The 16,253-nt window shown below is 66.5% G+C and carries 13 protein-coding genes; 3 read left to right on the forward strand and 10 right to left on the reverse strand.

Annotated features, from left to right (window positions below):
* Window positions 1–262: 262 nt before the first annotated feature.
* The 8 genes from ACIPK7_RS26180 to ACIPK7_RS26215 form a co-directional block, all read right to left on the reverse strand.
* Window positions 263–1,363, reverse strand: a complete 1,101-nt coding sequence (locus ACIPK7_RS26180) for a chlorophyllase/cutinase-like alpha/beta fold protein (RefSeq protein WP_192430200.1) — start codon at window positions 1,361–1,363, stop codon at window positions 263–265.
* Window positions 1,364–1,400: 37 nt separating this feature from the next.
* The gene (locus ACIPK7_RS26185; RefSeq protein ID WP_192430199.1) at window positions 1,401–3,041 is read right to left on the reverse strand and encodes a BatD family protein; all 1,641 of its coding nucleotides are present in this window, start codon (window positions 3,039–3,041) and stop codon (window positions 1,401–1,403) included.
* Complete coding sequence (locus ACIPK7_RS26190) at window positions 3,038–4,798, reverse strand: VWA domain-containing protein (RefSeq protein ID WP_401091140.1); 1,761 nt, start codon at window positions 4,796–4,798, stop codon at window positions 3,038–3,040. The genes ACIPK7_RS26185 and ACIPK7_RS26190 overlap by 4 nt, the downstream gene beginning before the upstream one ends.
* A complete protein-coding gene (locus tag ACIPK7_RS26195) occupies window positions 4,795–5,829 on the reverse strand; it encodes a vWA domain-containing protein (RefSeq protein ID WP_401091142.1) in 1,035 nt (344 codons plus the stop codon). Before ACIPK7_RS26195 ends, ACIPK7_RS26190 begins: the two co-directional genes overlap by 4 nt.
* Window positions 5,822–6,319, reverse strand: coding sequence for a DUF4381 domain-containing protein (locus ACIPK7_RS26200; RefSeq protein WP_081519397.1), 498 nt, complete (start codon window positions 6,317–6,319; stop codon window positions 5,822–5,824). Before ACIPK7_RS26200 ends, ACIPK7_RS26195 begins: the two co-directional genes overlap by 8 nt.
* Complete coding sequence (locus ACIPK7_RS26205; RefSeq protein WP_401091144.1) at window positions 6,316–7,260, reverse strand: DUF58 domain-containing protein; 945 nt, start codon at window positions 7,258–7,260, stop codon at window positions 6,316–6,318. Before ACIPK7_RS26205 ends, ACIPK7_RS26200 begins: the two co-directional genes overlap by 4 nt.
* Window position 7,261: 1 nt before the next feature.
* Window positions 7,262–8,221, reverse strand: a complete 960-nt coding sequence (locus ACIPK7_RS26210) for a MoxR family ATPase (RefSeq protein WP_045211803.1) — start codon at window positions 8,219–8,221, stop codon at window positions 7,262–7,264.
* Between the two features lie 61 nt (window positions 8,222–8,282).
* Entirely contained in the window at window positions 8,283–9,155 is an 873-nt protein-coding gene (locus tag ACIPK7_RS26215; RefSeq protein ID WP_401091146.1) for a DUF1353 domain-containing protein, read from the reverse strand.
* Between the two features lie 305 nt (window positions 9,156–9,460).
* On the opposite strand from ACIPK7_RS26215, the gene ACIPK7_RS26220 reads away from it, so the two are divergent.
* The gene (locus ACIPK7_RS26220; protein ID WP_192430193.1) at window positions 9,461–14,323 is read left to right on the forward strand and encodes an NAD-glutamate dehydrogenase; all 4,863 of its coding nucleotides are present in this window, start codon (window positions 9,461–9,463) and stop codon (window positions 14,321–14,323) included.
* A gap of 243 nt (window positions 14,324–14,566) precedes the next feature.
* Here the strand turns inward: ACIPK7_RS26220 and ACIPK7_RS26225 are convergent, their stop codons facing one another.
* Window positions 14,567–14,782, reverse strand: a complete 216-nt coding sequence (locus ACIPK7_RS26225; protein WP_192430192.1) for a hypothetical protein — start codon at window positions 14,780–14,782, stop codon at window positions 14,567–14,569.
* Between the two features lie 199 nt (window positions 14,783–14,981).
* On the opposite strand from ACIPK7_RS26225, the gene ACIPK7_RS26230 reads away from it, so the two are divergent.
* Window positions 14,982–15,512, forward strand: a complete 531-nt coding sequence (locus ACIPK7_RS26230) for a hypothetical protein (protein ID WP_192430191.1) — start codon at window positions 14,982–14,984, stop codon at window positions 15,510–15,512.
* On the opposite strand, the gene ACIPK7_RS26235 is transcribed toward ACIPK7_RS26230, so the two are convergent.
* Entirely contained in the window at window positions 15,503–15,715 is a 213-nt protein-coding gene (locus tag ACIPK7_RS26235) for a DNA-binding protein (protein ID WP_401091149.1), read from the reverse strand. The two genes, ACIPK7_RS26230 and ACIPK7_RS26235, sit on opposite strands and share 10 nt — an antisense overlap.
* A 121-nt stretch (window positions 15,716–15,836) precedes the next feature.
* Here ACIPK7_RS26235 and ACIPK7_RS26240 point away from each other — a divergent pair, with 121 nt between their 5' ends.
* Complete coding sequence (locus ACIPK7_RS26240) at window positions 15,837–16,250, forward strand: helix-turn-helix transcriptional regulator (protein WP_225614611.1); 414 nt, start codon at window positions 15,837–15,839, stop codon at window positions 16,248–16,250.
* Window positions 16,251–16,253 lie beyond the last annotated feature (3 nt).

A 16,253-nucleotide genomic window follows, 5' to 3' on the forward strand; every position in this document is an offset into this window, starting at 1 on the left:
CCCTCGTCGAAGCGGAGTTTCAGGGGCCCGCTGCGAAGGGCCATCCCTGGCCCATCGCAGCTCTCGCGACATCCATGTCGCTCGACCCCTGAAACTCCGCTTCAACGAGGCCTCCTGAACGGGGCATTCGGCGCGTGCGGATATGGCTCTGGAAGACTCAAGAGCCAAAGCCAAAGCTGGGTAATTGAATGGGCAAGTGCTCTTCGTAGGACCGAGGGGGGCGCCTAGCCCTTGCTCGCCAACCCGCCATGTGTCCGACCCATCAGGGGCTGGCTTGGGATAACCGCAGGATCGCCTTCACCGGCGTTCCGTCACTCCAGCGCCCCATGGACAACTGCGCCGGCCCGCCGCCCAGCGCGTAGTCGCGGTCCTGGCCGTAGAAGGCTGCATCGTACAGTGCATCGAACAGCTTCCAGGGTCCGAACCAGTCCATCGCATCGGTGGCCAGCGCGTTGTGCGCCGAGGGTTGCCCCTGTTTGAGCCGTTGCTTCACGCGTTCCTGCACGCGGTTGAGCAGCCAGCTGGAAGAGTCGCTGGGCGGGTAGCGCGGATCGAAACGCGGCGCGGTCGGCGCTGCGTGATTGGCCAGCAGCGGCGGGCTGCCGTGGCGGTCGCTGCGCAGCAGGAGCAGGTCCTTGTCGCGCGATGCGACCTGGGTGCTCTCCGCGTAGACGCGTCGCGCGTCATCGCAGGCGACGCGTTCGTCCTCATCACCACAAACAGCCAGCAACAAGGTGCCGGCGGGAATGTTTGCCAGTGGTTCCAGTGGCACCTGCCGCCAGCGCGGGCCGCTGCTCTTGCCCGGCTCAACTGCCATCAGCGCGCGCGGTTGTGGCACGCCGAGGCGTTGCCAGGAGGCTGCCAGCCCGCTGGCGATCAGGCCGCCCGCCGAATGGCCGACATAGGCGACGTGCTCCAGCTCCGGCTTCACCCCCAGCGTGCCCGCCTGCAGATCGGCGAGGGCACGGCGCACGGAATCAGCGGCGTTGGGCAGAAACTCCGCCGCCGGCGTCTTCAGTGTCGCCTGGTAGCGTGGGTAGATGAGGATGGCGCCGCGCCGGACGATGTGCTCGATCCAGGCGCGGTAGAGGTCGGGCTGCATGACGCTCCAGCCGTGGGTGAAGACCACGACGGGGGCTGTGGCCGGGACTGGGCGGTCCGGGGTGAACACCCAGTACTCGTTGCCGTCGGTGGTGAAGTGCCACTGGCGCACGTCGGCGTGGGCATAGTTCGAGCCGCCGGGGCCCTGCAGTGGCTGGGACGGTGGCAGGACCTCGGCAGCGCTCAGCGGGGCTGCCTGGAGCAGGTTGCAGATCAGCAGCAGGCCGGCGGCCAGCGCTGGAATCAGCCGGTGGGCGGGCATGGAGGCACCTCTGGCGGGGATGCCTCCAGCATAGCCGTCAGCGTGGATAGAGCGGTGGCAGGCTACTGGCTTCCGGCGCTGGCGGTGCGTCCGGATCGGCGCCGGGAAGGGTGCGGATGGCGCGCCAGAGGTCTTCGCCCTGCCAGTTGCGACCGCCTTCGCTGTCGCTGTAAAGCGCGCCGTTGAGGCCGTCCAGCGCATCGGACAGCGGCACGAAGCGCGCTGCCATGTCGGCCAGGGTTTGCGGCTGCTGGCGGGCCCAGGCGTCCAGCGCCTGGCGGGTGGCGTGGGAGTCGTTGGCCTGGCAGGCGCGGCGCAGTTCGTCGAGCAGCGTGCGGGTGCTGGGGCCGGCCTGCGCCACGCGGATTACCGCCGGCTGGCTACGCGCGCGCCACCACAGACCGAAACCGAGCAGGGTGGTCAGGCTGAGCAACGCGCAGGCGAGCTGCCAGGGCCACAGCAGCGTATCGCTGACCACTGTTTCGCTGGGCGCGGCGGGGGGCTCGGTGTGTTCTTCCAGCTGCGCGTTTGCGGCAACCTGCAGCGTGCGCGCGGGCAGGCTGGTGCGTTCGACGCGGCGCTCCTGGGTGTTCCACCAGACGATTTCCACCGGCGGCAGCTCCACCGGGCCTGCCTTGTCGGCGATCAGCGCTTCACGCTCTTCGCGACTGCCGATCATGCCCTGGTCGCTGGCCTCGTTGGCCAGCTGCGGCTGGTCCGGATAATGGCGCAGGCCCTCGGGCAGGATGATCGGCAACGGCGGAAGCTGGGCGCTGGAGAGACCGTCTACGCGCAGCATGATGTTGCGGGTCAGCGACTCGCCGGCCTTGGCTTCCTCGGGCTGCGGGCTCCAGGTCTCGGTCAGGCTGAGCGAACGGGCGGGTAGCCATGGTGCGTCTTTCGGGTAATCGGCCGGCTTGGGATCGACCTGCAGCGGGATGCTCGGCGAAACCACTCTTATCTGCTTGCCCGTCGGCGGGCCGAAAGGGTTGTCATCATTGCGGCGTTGCGCGACCTGGGTGGCGTTGAAGGTCTGGCCGGGGATTTCCAGGGTGCCGCTGGTCTGCGGGAAGATCGCGTAGCGCACTTCGATCACGCCGTGGCGTACGCCGTTGATGTCCTTCTCGTAGGTGCGAGGCTCGCCCAGCTGCTCGACGCGGGCGTCGTTCATGCGCAGCGGGCTGAGGCTGCTGTCGTCGTACAGCGACACCGAGTGGTAGATGCGCAGGGTGAGGATCACCTGGGCCTGCACCCAGCTTTCCTCGCGGTCGACGCTGGCGTCGATGAACACCGGGGCGAGCTTCTGTCCCTCGGCGCTGTCCTCGGCCTTGAGCACCTCGAGGCTGATCGGTTCGCTGGCGTTGCCGCCCAGGTGGATCGGCGGGATTTCCACCTTGCCTTCGTTGCGCGGCTGCAGGGTGATGATCCAGCGCGTGGTGGCCTGGGACTTGCCGTTGAGGGTGGTCAGGCGGTTGACCTGGCGGGTGCCGAGCACCACGAACTGCTCGTCCAGCGGCTTCAGGTCTGGCTTGCCGAACAGCGTGGGGTCGTCGGATTCCAGCGTCAGCTCGACGCTCTCGCCCTGGTTCAGGCGCGCGCGGTCGACGCTGGCGGTGAAGCTGGCCTCGGCGCGGAAGGCGGCGAGGCAGAGCAGGGTCAGGCAGATCAGCCTTTTCATGGGTTGGGTTCCTGGCGCTGCTGCTGTTGCTGATACCAGAACTTGCGGCGCAACAGCTCGGACGGGTCGTCGGGAATCTGCCGCAGCCACTGTTCCAGGGCCTGACGGCGCTCGTCACCCAGTGGACCGGCATCTTCCGGGTTGGTTTCCTGTTCTTCGCGGGCGTCCTCGCCGGGCTTGTCGCTCTGGCTGGCGGAGGGACGGTCGGCTTCCTGCGAAGGGTTCTTCGCTGCCGGTGCCGGCTGCGAGTCGCGTTCGCTGGAGTGTTCTTCCTCTTGCTGCTGGTCCTGCGGCTTGGCGGCCTGGGGATCGCTGCTCTGGGCGGGGTTCTGGTTCTGCTGCGGCGGCTGGTCGCTGCCATCGCCCGAGGGGTTGTCCTTGCGCTGGCGCAGCAGGTTTTCGAGCAGCGCCTTATTGCGCTTGGCGGCTTCCAGCTCGGGGTCGCGCTCCAGCGCCTGGTCATAGGCGTCGATGGCGGCTTCCAGTTCGTTCTGTTTCGCCAGGGCATTGCCGCGGTTGTAGTGGTCCGCGGCCGCGTCGCCCTGGGCGAAGGCCTGGGCGGCGTCGACGTAGTCGCCGGCGCGGTACAGCGCCAAGCCTTTCCAGCGGAAGTCGTCGAAGCGCTCGGCGGCTTCGGCAGGGTGCCCTGCATCGAGCAGGCGCTGGCCCTGCTGGTCCGGCCGCAGCCAGAGGTCGTTGAACTCGAAGGCGTTGGCATCCTGCGGCGGCGCCCACAGCAGCGGCAGCAACAGTGGCAGGCTGAACAGCCAGCCGCGACGGCCGGCGCAGGCGGCGAGCAGCAGTAGCGGCAACAGCAGCCAGTAGCCCTGGTCGGCCCAGCGTTGCAGGCGCAGCAGGGCATCTTCTTCGCTCACCTGCAGGCCCTGGGTGCTGTCCAGCAAGCCGAGGGAACGCAGGTCGCTGCTGTTGGCGCGCAGGCGCTGGAAGCGTCCGCCCATGTCGGTGGCGAAGGCACGCAGCGAGTTTTCGTCTAGCCGCGGCACGAGAATGTTGCCCTGGTCGTCCTTGAGGAAGGTGCCGTCTTCCTGGGCGATGGGCGCGCCGCCGGGGGTACCGACGGCGAGCAGCAGCAGGTCCTTGCCCTTGCCTTTGAGGGCCTGGCGGATGCCCTGGCGTTCGCGGGCGTCCAGCGCGCTGGTGATCAGCAGGATGCGGCCGTTGCCCTCGGCGCCGTTGTCCAGCAGGCGGCGCGCTTGGGCCACGGCAAGATCGGCGCGCTGGCCGGGCTCGGGCATGATCGACGGCTTCAGGGCGTCGATGAGATTGCGCGCGGTGCCTAGGTCATTGGACAGCGGCACCAGCGTGTGGGCGCTGCCGGCGTAGACGACGATGGCGGTCTGCGCGTCGCTGCGGCTCTGCAGCAGGTCGAGCAGCTTGTGCCGGGCCTGCTCCAGGCGCGTCGGCTTGAGGTCGGTGGCGAGCATCTGCGGGGTGAGTTCTAGCACCACCACCAGGGGGTCGCTGCGCTCCATGGTCGGTTGCTCCACCTGCTCCCAGCTTGGGCCGAGCAGGGCGAGCACGGCCAGCAGCCAGGCGATGCCGAGGTAGATCCATGGGCGGCGCTCATGGCGGCCGCTGCCGCCGGACAGCAGCCACGGATGGAAGGCCGGTGGCAGCAGCAATTGCCAGCGGCCGGCGCGGCGTTCGCGGTGCCAGAGTTTCCACAGCAGCCAGCCGAGCGGCAGCAGCAGGATCAGCCAGAGCGGGTGCAGCAGGTGCGGCCAGACGTGGCTCATGGCCGGCGCTCCTTCTGCAGACGCGCCGTCCAGGCCGGCCAGCGCCAGTCCTCGGGCGGCCACAACGTTCCGACGACCAGCGCCGCGCTGATCAGCAGGGCCAGCAGCAGCGGCCAACGGTACAGCGCGATGGCCGGGCGTGCCTGGGTCGGCTTCTGTTCCACCGGTTCGAGCTGGTCGAGGCTGTCGGAGATGCGTTGCAGTTCTTCACCGTTGCGCGCACGGAAGTATTCGCCGCCGGTGCTTTCGGCGATGGCCTTGAGCGTCGGTTCGTCCAGGTCCAGCCCCGGATTGAGGCCGAACAGCCCGGCGACGCCGCCCTGTTTGGGATCGGCGCCGATACCGATGGTGTAGACCTTCACCTGTTCTTCGGCAGCGAGTTTGGCGGCGGTCTGCGGGGAAATCTCGCCGGCGGTGTTGGCGCCATCGGTGATCAGTACCAGCACGCGGCTCTCGGCCGGGCGCTGGCGCAGGCGCTTGACCGCCAGGCCGATGGCGTCGCCCAGGGCGGTGTCCTTGCCGGCGATGCCGATCAGCGCCTCGTCCAGCCAGATGCGCACGGTGTGGCGGTCGAAGGTCAGGGGCGCCTGCAGGTAGGCGCGGGTACCGAACAGAATCAATCCGACACGATCGCCCCGGCGGCCCTCGATGAAGTCGCCGAAGAGTTTCTTTACCAGGTCGAGGCGGCTGACTGGCGCGCCGTCCCAGGTCATGTCGGCGTAATCCATGGAGCCCGAGACGTCGACCGCCACCAGCAGGTCGCGGCCGGTGGCCGGGATCGGCAGCGGCTCGCCGACCCACTGCGGGCGTGCGGCGGCCAGCAGCAGGCAGAGCCAGAGCAGGGCGAAGGGCGCCTGCTGGCGCCACGCCGGCAGGCGTGCGCGGGCTCGGCGGCCGGCGAGGCCTTCGAGTTCCTTGAGGAAGCTGACCTTGATCGCCGCCTCGCCGTTGTCGGCCGGCGGCAGGATGAAGCGCATCACCCAGGGCAGCGGGGCGAGCAGGAAGATCCAGGGCCAGGCGAACTCAAACATGCTTGCGCACCCAGGTTTCCACCGATGCAGCGAGGCCGTCGATGGCCTTGTCGTCCAGCTTGCACTCGGCGCGGTAGCCGCCTTCCACCAGGATCATCCAGCGGGTCAGGCCGGCGGCCGGGCAACGCGTATCGAGGAAGGCCAGCCAGGCGCGGCCGCTCAGGGTATGGCTGTGGCTCTCCGGCCAGCGGGCGCGAGACAGGCGCTTGAGCAGGCCATTGAGCGATTGCAGCCAGGGGCCGGCCGGCGCGCGGTCGTAAGGGCGTGGCAGGCGCTTGAGTTCCTCCAGCGCGGCTTCGCGCAGCGGGTCCAGCGCCACCTCGGCAACCACCTTGGCCTTGCGCCTGGGCAGCCAGCGCTGGCGGTTGCGCCAGAGCCCCCAGAGCAGCAGCGGCACCAGCGCGGCGAGCAGCCACCAGCCCGGCGCCGGCGGCCACCAGGGCACCGCGGCGGGTTCGATCAGCGGTTGCAGCTGGTCGAGGGGATTCATTTCGCGTAGCCCGGCTGGTGCTGTTCCAGCAGATTGCGCAGTTGTTCCACCAGTTCTTCCTGGGTGGTCAGCGGCAGCAGCGGCACGCCCAGGCGCAGGGCGAGGCGCTGCCAGCGTTCGCGGCGCGCTTCGCCAAGGGCGCGGTAGGCCAGGCGTTGCTCGTCGATGTGGGTGTCCAGTTCCAGCTGCGCCTGACCCTCGGCGAACCTCAACAGGCCGGCGGCGGGCAGGGCATGGTCGAGCGGGTCGGACACCGGCAACATCACCAGGTCGGTGTGGCGCGCCAGCAGGGACAGCTGTTGCTCGGCGACGTCACTGAGCGCGCGCTCGTCGCACATCACCATGATCAGGCTGCCGGGGCGCAGCACCTCGCGGGCGCGGCGCAGGGCCATGCCGAAGCCGTCGCCAGTGTGGCTGAGGTTGGAGCCGGCGAGCAGGGCGTTGTTGGCGCGCACGATCAGGTTGAACAACTGCAGCAGGCTCTGCTTGCTGCGCCGTGGCTTGATCTCGTGGCATTCGCTGTCGGTGAACACCAGCCCGCCAATGCGGTCATTGTGCGCCAGCGCGGCCCAGCCGACGAAGGCGGCGGCGCGCGCGGAGAGTACGGACTTGAAGCACAGGCCGGAGCCGAAGAACAGCCGGGCGCTCTGCTCGACCAGCACGAACACCGGACGCTCGCGTTCCTCATGGAACAGCTTGGTGTGCGGCTCCTGGGTGCGCGCGGTGACGCGCCAGTCGATGGTTCGCACGTCGTCGCCGGCCTGGTAGACGCGCACCTGGTCGAAGTCCACGCCGCGGCCGCGCAGGCGCGAGTGGTGCAGGCCGATCAACGGGCTGCGCCGCGAGGGCGTCGAGAACAGCTGGACTTCGCGCAGGCGGTGACGGATCTCGATCAGCTCGCCGAGCGAGACGGCCACGCCGGGCGCCAGGACGTTGTGCATGTCAGGCGACGGCGACCACGTCGAGGATGCGCTGGACCACACGGTCCTGGTCGATCCCGGCGGCTTCCGCCTCGAAGGTGAGGATCAGGCGATGGCGTAGCACGTCGAAGAGCATCGCCTGGATGTCCTCGGGGCTGACGAAGTCGCGTCCGGCCAGCCAGGCATGGGCGCGTGCACAGCGGTCCAGGGCGATGGAGCCGCGCGGGCTGGCACCGTAGGACAGCCACTCGGCGAGCTCGGCGTCGTACTTGGCCGGGGTGCGCGTGGCCATGATCAGCTGCACCAGGTATTCCTCCACGGCGTCGGCCATGTACAGGCCAAGGATTTCGTGGCGGGCGGCGAAGATGGCTTCCTGGGTAACCCGGCGCTCCGGCTTCGTCTCGCCATGCAGCGCTTCGCCTCGGGCCTGCTGGAGGATGCGGCGCTCCACGGAGGCTTCCGGGTAGCCGATCTTCACGTGCATGAGGAAGCGGTCGAGCTGGGCTTCGGGCAGCGGGTAGGTGCCTTCCTGCTCGATGGGGTTCTGCGTCGCCATCACCAGGAACAGCGGCGGCAGGTCATAGGTGCTGCGGCCCACGCTGACCTGGCGCTCGGCCATGGCTTCGAGCAGGGCGGACTGCACCTTGGCCGGCGCGCGGTTGATTTCGTCGGCCAGCACCAGGTGGTGGAAGATCGGCCCCTGCTGGAACACGAAGCTGCCGTTTTCCGGGCGATAGATCTCCGTGCCGGTGATGTCGGCCGGGAGCAGGTCGGGGGTGAACTGGATGCGGTGGAACTCGGCCTCCAGGCCTTCGGCCAGGTCCTTGATCGCCTTGGTCTTGGCCAGCCCCGGTGCGCCTTCCACCAGCAGGTGGCCGTCGGCAATCAGGGCGATGAGCAGCCGCTCGATGAGCTTTTCCTGGCCGAGGATCTGGCTGGAGAGATACTGGCGCAGTGCAAGGAGCGACTCACGATGTTCCATCGCGTGGATTTCCTGGACGAAGGGTGGGGCTGTCGGGCCGCCTACTTTACTGCATCGGCCGTCACTCTTGCAGCGCTGCGCTTCGAGCCTTGTGCGGCGCTAGTGGTTCCCGAAGGGCTTCGAGGCCGGGCAGTGGGGTCAGGCAGCGCAGCGAGGTATTGGGGTTGCGCTGGCGGCGCATGTCGCGCGCGCCGCCATGGACCACCGCGAAGCGGTAGACCCAGGCCACCAGGCGCGGCATGCCGGCGCGCAGCAGCATGCGGTGGAACAGTTGGTCCGCCTCGGCCTTGCTCACCGGGGCAACGTTGAGGAACTGATACAGCGCGTCGTGCACCAGACTGGCGTGGTGCGCCACCGGCCAGAACATCACGCGCTCCTTCTGCTGGCCGTGGCGCAGGCACTGCACGCTTTCCAGGTGTTCCCACCAGTCCGGCGTGCCAAGGGTGGCGATCCAGAAGAACGGCACTTTCGGCGAGCAGCCGTCCCAGGCATAGGTGCGGGTGCAGCCGAAGTCGTAGCCCACGGTACCGGCGGCGAGGTCCACGCTGGCGGGGCCGGGGTTGATGATGAGGCGCCCGTCGTGCACCACCAGCCATTCGCTATAGAAGAAGCGGCCGTCGAATACCGGGTCTTCGCAGACCAGCGGGAAGTCGATGTAGTTGATCCACGGGCCGTTGCGATCGCGGCTGCAGAAGCCCCACTCGCGCACCGAGCGCTCGCGCGCGGCTTCGACACGGCGAAGGCGCTCATCGCGACCGACGATGCGCGGCAACAGCACGCCGAGATAGACCGGCACCGCGCCGATCAGCAGCGGCCGTACGGCCTCGTCGAGGAACAGCCAGGCCAGCATCAGCAATGCCACGCCCAGCAGGGTGACCAGCAGGTTGTCCAGGTGGCGCAGCAGCGGGCGGTGCAGGGGCGGGTGGCGTTGCATGGCGTCCGTTCCAGATCAGGAATTGCCATGATAGCGCTTTGATATTTCTGGCGGCAGATACGGAACGATCGTACTGCGAAATCGGTCGTCCTCGCGTGGACGATGAGCCTGCATGCCGTTGACCGAATATGTCGCAGCCCCGTAAGCCAGCGCCGGGTGACTCCCGATAAGCTCGGTGGGATCGGTGACCGCCCGGTCGGGGCTGTCAATCGAGGGTCACACTGCCCGTCTATACCTGTGGCCCGACACAAGACGATATGCGTTCTACGCTCAATCCAACAAAACGAGCCCAGCGGAGTAACAACATGGCGTTCTTCACCGCAGCCAGCAAAGCCGACTTCCAGCAACAACTGAAAGCGGCCCTGGCGCAGCACGTCGACGACAAGGGTCTGCCACAAGTGGCCCTGTTCGCCGAGCAGTTCTTCGGCTTCATCTCCCTCGACGAATTGACCCAGCGCAGGTTGTCCGACCTGGTCGGCTGCACCTTGTCTTCCTGGCGCCTGTTGGAACGCTTCGACCCCACTCAGCCTGAAGTGGCGGTCTACAACCCCGATTACGAAAAGCACGGCTGGCAGTCCACCCACACCGCTGTGCAGGTGTTGCACCCGGACCAGCCTTTCCTGGTCGACTCGGTACGCATGGAGCTGAACCGCCGCGGCTACAGCATCCACACCCTGCAGACCAACGTGCTCAGCGTGCGCCGCAACGCCAAGGGCGAGCTGCTGGAAATTCTGCCGAAGAACAGCACTGGCAAGGACGTGCATCAGGAATCGCTGATGTACCTGGAGATCGATCGTGTCTCCCAGGCCGGCGAACTGCGCACTCTGGAGAAGGCCCTGCTGGACGTGCTCGGCGAAGTCCGCCTGGCCGTCGCCGACTTCCCGGCCATGCGCACCAAGGCCGAAGAGCTGCTGGCCTGGCTGGGCAAATCCAAGGTGAAGGCCCGCGCGGAAGAAACCGCCGAGGTGCGCGCCTTCCTCGAGTGGCTGCTGGACAACCACTTCACCTTCCTCGGCTATGAAGAATTCACTGTGCAGGAGGAGGCCGACGGGGGCCACCTGGTGTACGACGAGAAGGCCTTCCTCGGCCTGACCCGCACCCTGCGCGCCGGCCTGAACAAGGACGACCTGCACATCGAGGATTACGCGGTAGCCTATCTGCGCGAGCCGGTACTGCTGTCGTTCGCCAAGGCCTCGCAGCCCAGCCGTGTGCACCGCCCGGCCTACCCGGACTACGTGTCGATCCGCGAGATCGATGCCAAGGGCAAGGTCGTCCGCGAGTTCCGCTTCCTCGGCCTGTACACCTCGGCGGTCTACGCCGAGAGCGTGTTCGACATCCCGTTCATTCGTGGCAAGGTCGCCGCGGTGCTGAAGAACTCCGGCTTCGACAGCAAGGCGCACCTGGGCAAGGAGCTGGCGCAGATCCTCGAGGTGCTGCCGCGCGACGACCTGTTCCAGACCCCGGTGGACGAGCTGTACAACACCGCCATGTCCATTGTGCAGATCCAGGAACGCAACAAGATCCGCCTGTTCCTGCGCAAAGACCCGTACGGCCGCTTCGCCTACTGCCTGGCCTACGTGCCGCGCGACATCTATTCCACCGAAACGCGGATGAAGATCCAGCAGGTGCTGATGGAGCGCCTGAAGGCCAGCGACTGCGAGTTCTGGACCTTCTTCTCCGAGTCCACCCTGGCCCGCGTGCAGTTCATCCTGCGCGTCGACCCGAAGAACCGCATCGACGTCGACGCTGCCCAGCTTGAACAGGAGGCGATCCAGGCCTGTCGCTCCTGGCAGGACGACTACGCCGCGCTGGTGCTGGAGAACTTCGGCGAAGGGCAGGGCAACAACCTGCTGGAAGATTTCCCGAAAGGCTTCCCGGCCGGCTACCGCGAGCGTTTCGCCCCGCACTTCGCGGTGGTGGACCTGCAGCATCTGTCCAGCCTGTCCGATAGCCGCCCGCTGGTGATGAGCTTCTACCAGCCGCTGGCCCAGGGTGAGCAGCAGCTGCACTGCAAGCTGTACCACGCCGATACGCCGCTGGCGCTGTCCGACGTCCTGCCGATCCTGGAGAACCTCGGCCTGCGCGTGCTCGGGGAGTTCCCCTACCGCCTGCGCCACACCAACGGCCGCGAATACTGGATTCATGACTTCGCCTTCACCTATGCCGAAGGCCTGGACGTCAACATCCAGGAACTCAACGAGACCCTGCAGGATGCCTTCGTCCACATCGTCAACGGCGATGCCGAGAACGACGCCTTCAACCGCCTGGTGCTGACCGCCGGCCTGCCGTGGCGCGACGTGGCGCTGCTGCGCGCCTACGCCCGCTACCTCAAGCAGATTCGCCTGGGCTTCGACCTGGGCTATATCGCCAGCGCGCTGAACGCCCATGTGGACATCGCTCGCGAACTGGTGCGTCTGTTCAAGACTCGCTTCTACCTGGCCCGCAAGCTCACCGCCGAGGACCTGGAAGACAAGCAGCAGAAGCTCGAACAGGCCATCCTCACCGCCCTGGACGATGTCCAGGTGCTCAACGAGGACCGCATCCTGCGGCGCTACCTCGACCTGATCAAAGCCACCCTGCGCACCAACTTCTACCAGCCGGACGCGGCCGGGCAGAACAAGAGCTATTTCAGTTTCAAGTTCAACCCCAAGGCGATTCCGGAAATCCCGCGCCCGACGCCGAAGTTCGAAATCTTCGTCTACTGCCCGCGCGTGGAAGGCGTGCACCTGCGCTTCGGCGACGTGGCCCGCGGCGGCCTGCGCTGGTCCGACCGCGAGGAAGACTTCCGCACCGAAGTGCTGGGCCTAGTGAAGGCGCAGCAGGTGAAGAACGCGGTGATCGTCCCCACCGGTGCCAAGGGCGGCTTCATCCCGCGGCGCCTGCCGGTTGGCGGCAGCCGCGATGAAATCCAGGCCGAGGCCATCGCCTGCTACCGCATCTTCATCTCCGGACTGCTCGACATCACCGACAACATCAAGGAAGGCCAGATCGTGCCGCCGGCCAACGTGGTGCGCCACGACCCGGACGATCCTTACCTGGTGGTGGCGGCGGACAAGGGCACCGCGACCTTCTCCGATATCGCCAACGGCATCTCCGCCGACTACAACTTCTGGCTCGGCGACGCCTTCGCCTCCGGCGGTTCCGCCGGCTACGACCACAAGGGCATGGGCATCACCGCCCGTGGCGGCTGGGTCTCGGTGCAGCGTCACTTCCGCGAACGCGGCATCGATGTGCAGAAAGACAACGTGACCGTCATCGGTATTGGCGACATGGCCGGCGACGTGTTCGGCAACGGTCTGCTGATGTCCGACAAGCTGCAGATGGTTGCCGCGTTCAACCACATGCACATCTTCCTCGACCCCAACCCGGATGCGGCGGCGAGCTTCGCCGAGCGCCAGCGCCTGTTCAACCTGCCACGCTCCAGCTGGGCGGACTACGATGCGTCGCTGATCTCTGCCGGTGGCGGCATCTTCCTGCGCAGCGCCAAGAGCATCACCCTGACTCCGGAAGTGCGCGCACGCTTCGACATCGATGCCGAGCGCCTGACCCCGACCGAGCTGATCCACGCGCTGCTCAAGGCTCCGGTGGACCTGCTGTGGAACGGCGGCATCGGCACCTACGTGAAGTCCAGCGATGAAACCCACGCCGACGTCGGCGACAAGGCCAACGACGGCCTGCGCGTGGACGGCCGCGACCTGCGGGTTAAAGTGGTGGGCGAGGGCGGCAACCTCGGCATGACGCAGCTGGCGCGGGTCGAGTTCGGCCTCAATGGCGGCGCGTGCAACACCGACTTCATCGATAACGCCGGTGGTGTGGACTGCTCCGACCACGAGGTGAACATCAAAATCCTGCTCAACGAGGTGGTGACCGCCGGCGACATGACCAGCAAGCAGCGCAACAAGCTGCTCGCGGAAATGACTGACCAGGTCTCCGACCTGGTGCTGGGCAACAACTACAAGCAGACCCAGGCGCTGTCCCTGGCCGAGCGCCGCGCCCGCGAGCGCATCGCCGAGTACAAGCGCCTGATGAGTGATCTGGAAGGCCGCGGCAAGCTGGACCGCGCGCTGGAATTCCTGCCCACCGACGAAGGCCTCGCCGAGCGCATCGCCGCCGGGCAGGGCCTGACCCGCGCCGAACTGGCCGTGCTGATTTCCTACAGCAAGATCGATCTGAAGGAACAGCTGCTGGGCTCGTTGGTGCCGGACGACGACTACTTGACCCGCGACATGGAGACGGCTTTCCCGCAGACCCTGGTCGACACCTTTGGCCCGGCCATGCGCAAGCACCGCCTGAAGCGCGAGATCGTCAGCACGCAGATCGCCAACGACCTGATCAACCACATGGGCATCACCTTCGTGCAGCGCCTGAAGGAGTCCACCGGCATGACGCCGGCGAACGTGGCGGGTGCCTACGTGATCGTGCGTGATGTCTTCCATCTGCCGCACTGGTTCCGCCAGATCGAGGCACTGGATTACCAGGTGCCGGCGGAAGTGCAGTTGACCCTGATGGACGAGTTGATGCGCCTGGGCCGCCGCGCGACCCGCTGGTTCCTGCGCAGCCGTCGCAACGAGCAGGATGCCGCCCGTGACGTCGCGCACTTCGGCCCGCGTATCGCCGCCCTGGGCCTGAAACTCAACGAACTGCTCGAAGGCCCGACCCGCGAGCTGTGGCAGGCGCGCTACCAGGCTTACGTCGACGCTGGCGTGCCGGAGCTGCTGGCGCGCATGGTCGCCGGTACCAGCCACCTCTACACCCTGCTGCCGATCATCGAAGCGGCGGACGTCACCGGTCGCGACCCGGCCGATGTGGCGCGCGCCTACTTCGCCCTGGGCAGCGAGCTGGAACTGACCTGGTACCTGCAGCAGATCAGCTCCCTGCCGGTGGAGAACAACTGGCAGGCGCTGGCCCGCGAAGCCTTCCGCGACGACCTGGACTGGCAGCAGCGGGCGATCACCGTCTCCGTGCTGCAGATGCAGGACGGCCCGGCTGAGATCGATGCGCGCGTGGCGCTCTGGCTGGACCAGCACGCCCCAATCGTGGCCCGCTGGCGCGCCATGCTCGTTGAACTGCGTGCCTCCACGAGCACTGACTACGCCATGTACGCCGTAGCCAACCGCGAACTGCTCGACCTGGCGCAGAGCAACCAGCAGGGCGCTTGCCCGGTCTGACGCTCTACGCCTTTAAACCCTTTTGATGCTCCAGCCCCGCCTCGTGCGGGGCTTTTTTTCGGCTCGGGTTTGCGGCGAGCACGCGTCGTATTCCTTCCTGTGATTCGCAGCGCATGGGCGTACGGAAACGACGGCGCTCCTACAAGGGAGCGTGGGACGTCGGGATTTTTAGAGGGGATCGAAAAAACGCTGCGATCGGTTTCGCGGAGATTCGAGGGTGATAGATCTTACGGAGGTGCAGGATCAGCTCCCGCTCCGCCCATCCTCGCGAGGCTCGGTCAGCGCCCGACGGTACTTGGCGTACAGCTCATCGGACATCTTGCTGGCGCCCAGCATCTTCAGGGCGAAGGACTTCACTTGCTCATCGCTGTAGGGCTCTTGCTGCGGCGCCGGCTGGCTGGCGCAGCCCACCAGCCACAAAGGCAGGGTCAGGGAGAGAAGGGCGAGGGCACGGTTCATGGTTTTCACACGCAGGCTGGTTCGGGATGGTGGTCAGGCTATCAACCGCTCGAAGCGAGCAGAAATCATCCCGTTCGATAGTGGGTATCGTTTCTGGCGACTTCGGACGTCTTTGTCTGACAGAAAGTTCCCGACTGCGGCGTTTTACAGCGAATAGGGATATCCTTTCCGGCTGTTCATCTCTCTGCAGGACCTCTCCATGAAAGCGCAACTTGCCGAACTTCTTACGCTGATCAGCTCCGGCTGCCTGGGCGAAGAGGAGATCCAGCAGATCGCCGACGAAGCTTCGCAGGCCTACGCCGATCCGGCGGCCTTTCTCGCCGCCAATCCGGACATCAATTACGACGAAGACTTCCCCATTCCGCTGGGTGAGTGGGTGGTGGTGGGCAGCCTGCCGGAAATCGTGCTGTTCATGGGTGACAGCTACGAGGAGCTGTTCGGCGAGATCCGCGCCTCCTTCGACCCGAGCGTGAGCTTCGTGCTGCAGGCCAAGCAACTGCGCAAGACCGAGCCGCTGGCCGCGCTGAACCGCATCCAGACCCAGCTCGGCGCGCTCTATCCGGAAAAGGGTGGCTACGTGCTGGTGGACTTCAGCGAGCCGCTGGATACCGAACTGCAGTGCGTGCTGGTCTACCGCAATGACCTGGAGCGCGTCCTGGCACTCTGCGTGGACATCGGCATTCCCGCCGTTCCGGCGCTGCAGGGCGCCCAGCAAGCGGATCAGGCCTGATCCGGCTGGGTCATTAGCAGCAGGGCGCCCAGATCGACCATGACCTGGCCGCCCTGGCGACACGTCGGTATCGCTCCCTGATCGATCCAGCCTTGCACAATGGCGGGGCGATCGTTCAGGCCGACCAGCTGTGCAAAGCGCTGGGCCGTCACGTAATAGCCACCTGCAAGCAGGTCCGGGCTGAATTCGCTTTCCTCGTTCATGCTGTGTCCCGCACCATCCCTTCCCTTCGATCCACGGCTTTTGCTGTGGCCTGGATAGTGAATTTATCCTAACTGTTAGGGTGTTTTTCCGGGCTTTGGTGGTCTCGGAGATGGATGACACATGATGAAGAAACGTTTCCTGTTCTCCGCGGGAGAAAGACTACGGGCGCTTCGCTCGCTGACGGGGCTGTCGCGCCGCGCCTTTGCCGAGACGGTCGGCATGAAGGCCAAGGATGTGGAGAACATCGAGTACGGCAACCAGCGCATGCGTGACCTGGATTTCCAGAAGGTCTGCAGCGTGTACCCGGACTTCGCCCGCTGGATCACCTATGAAGGGCCGATCGATTCGGCGGAGGTGAACTGGAAGGTGGAGGATTCCGCCCAGCGCGCGGCGGTGTACCTGGTGAAAAGCAATCCTCAGTTGCTGGCAACCCTGGGGCTCAGCCTGGAAGAGTGGCGAGCCCGGCATCATGAAGTGCTGGAAAGCCTGAATGAGGAAGAGCACCAGCTCGGCGAGGAATTGCTCGACGAGTGACGT

Origin of the sequence: Pseudomonas sp. NPDC086581 (assembly GCF_044746165.1) — a bacterium.
Lineage (GTDB): Bacteria > Pseudomonadota > Gammaproteobacteria > Pseudomonadales > Pseudomonadaceae > Pseudomonas.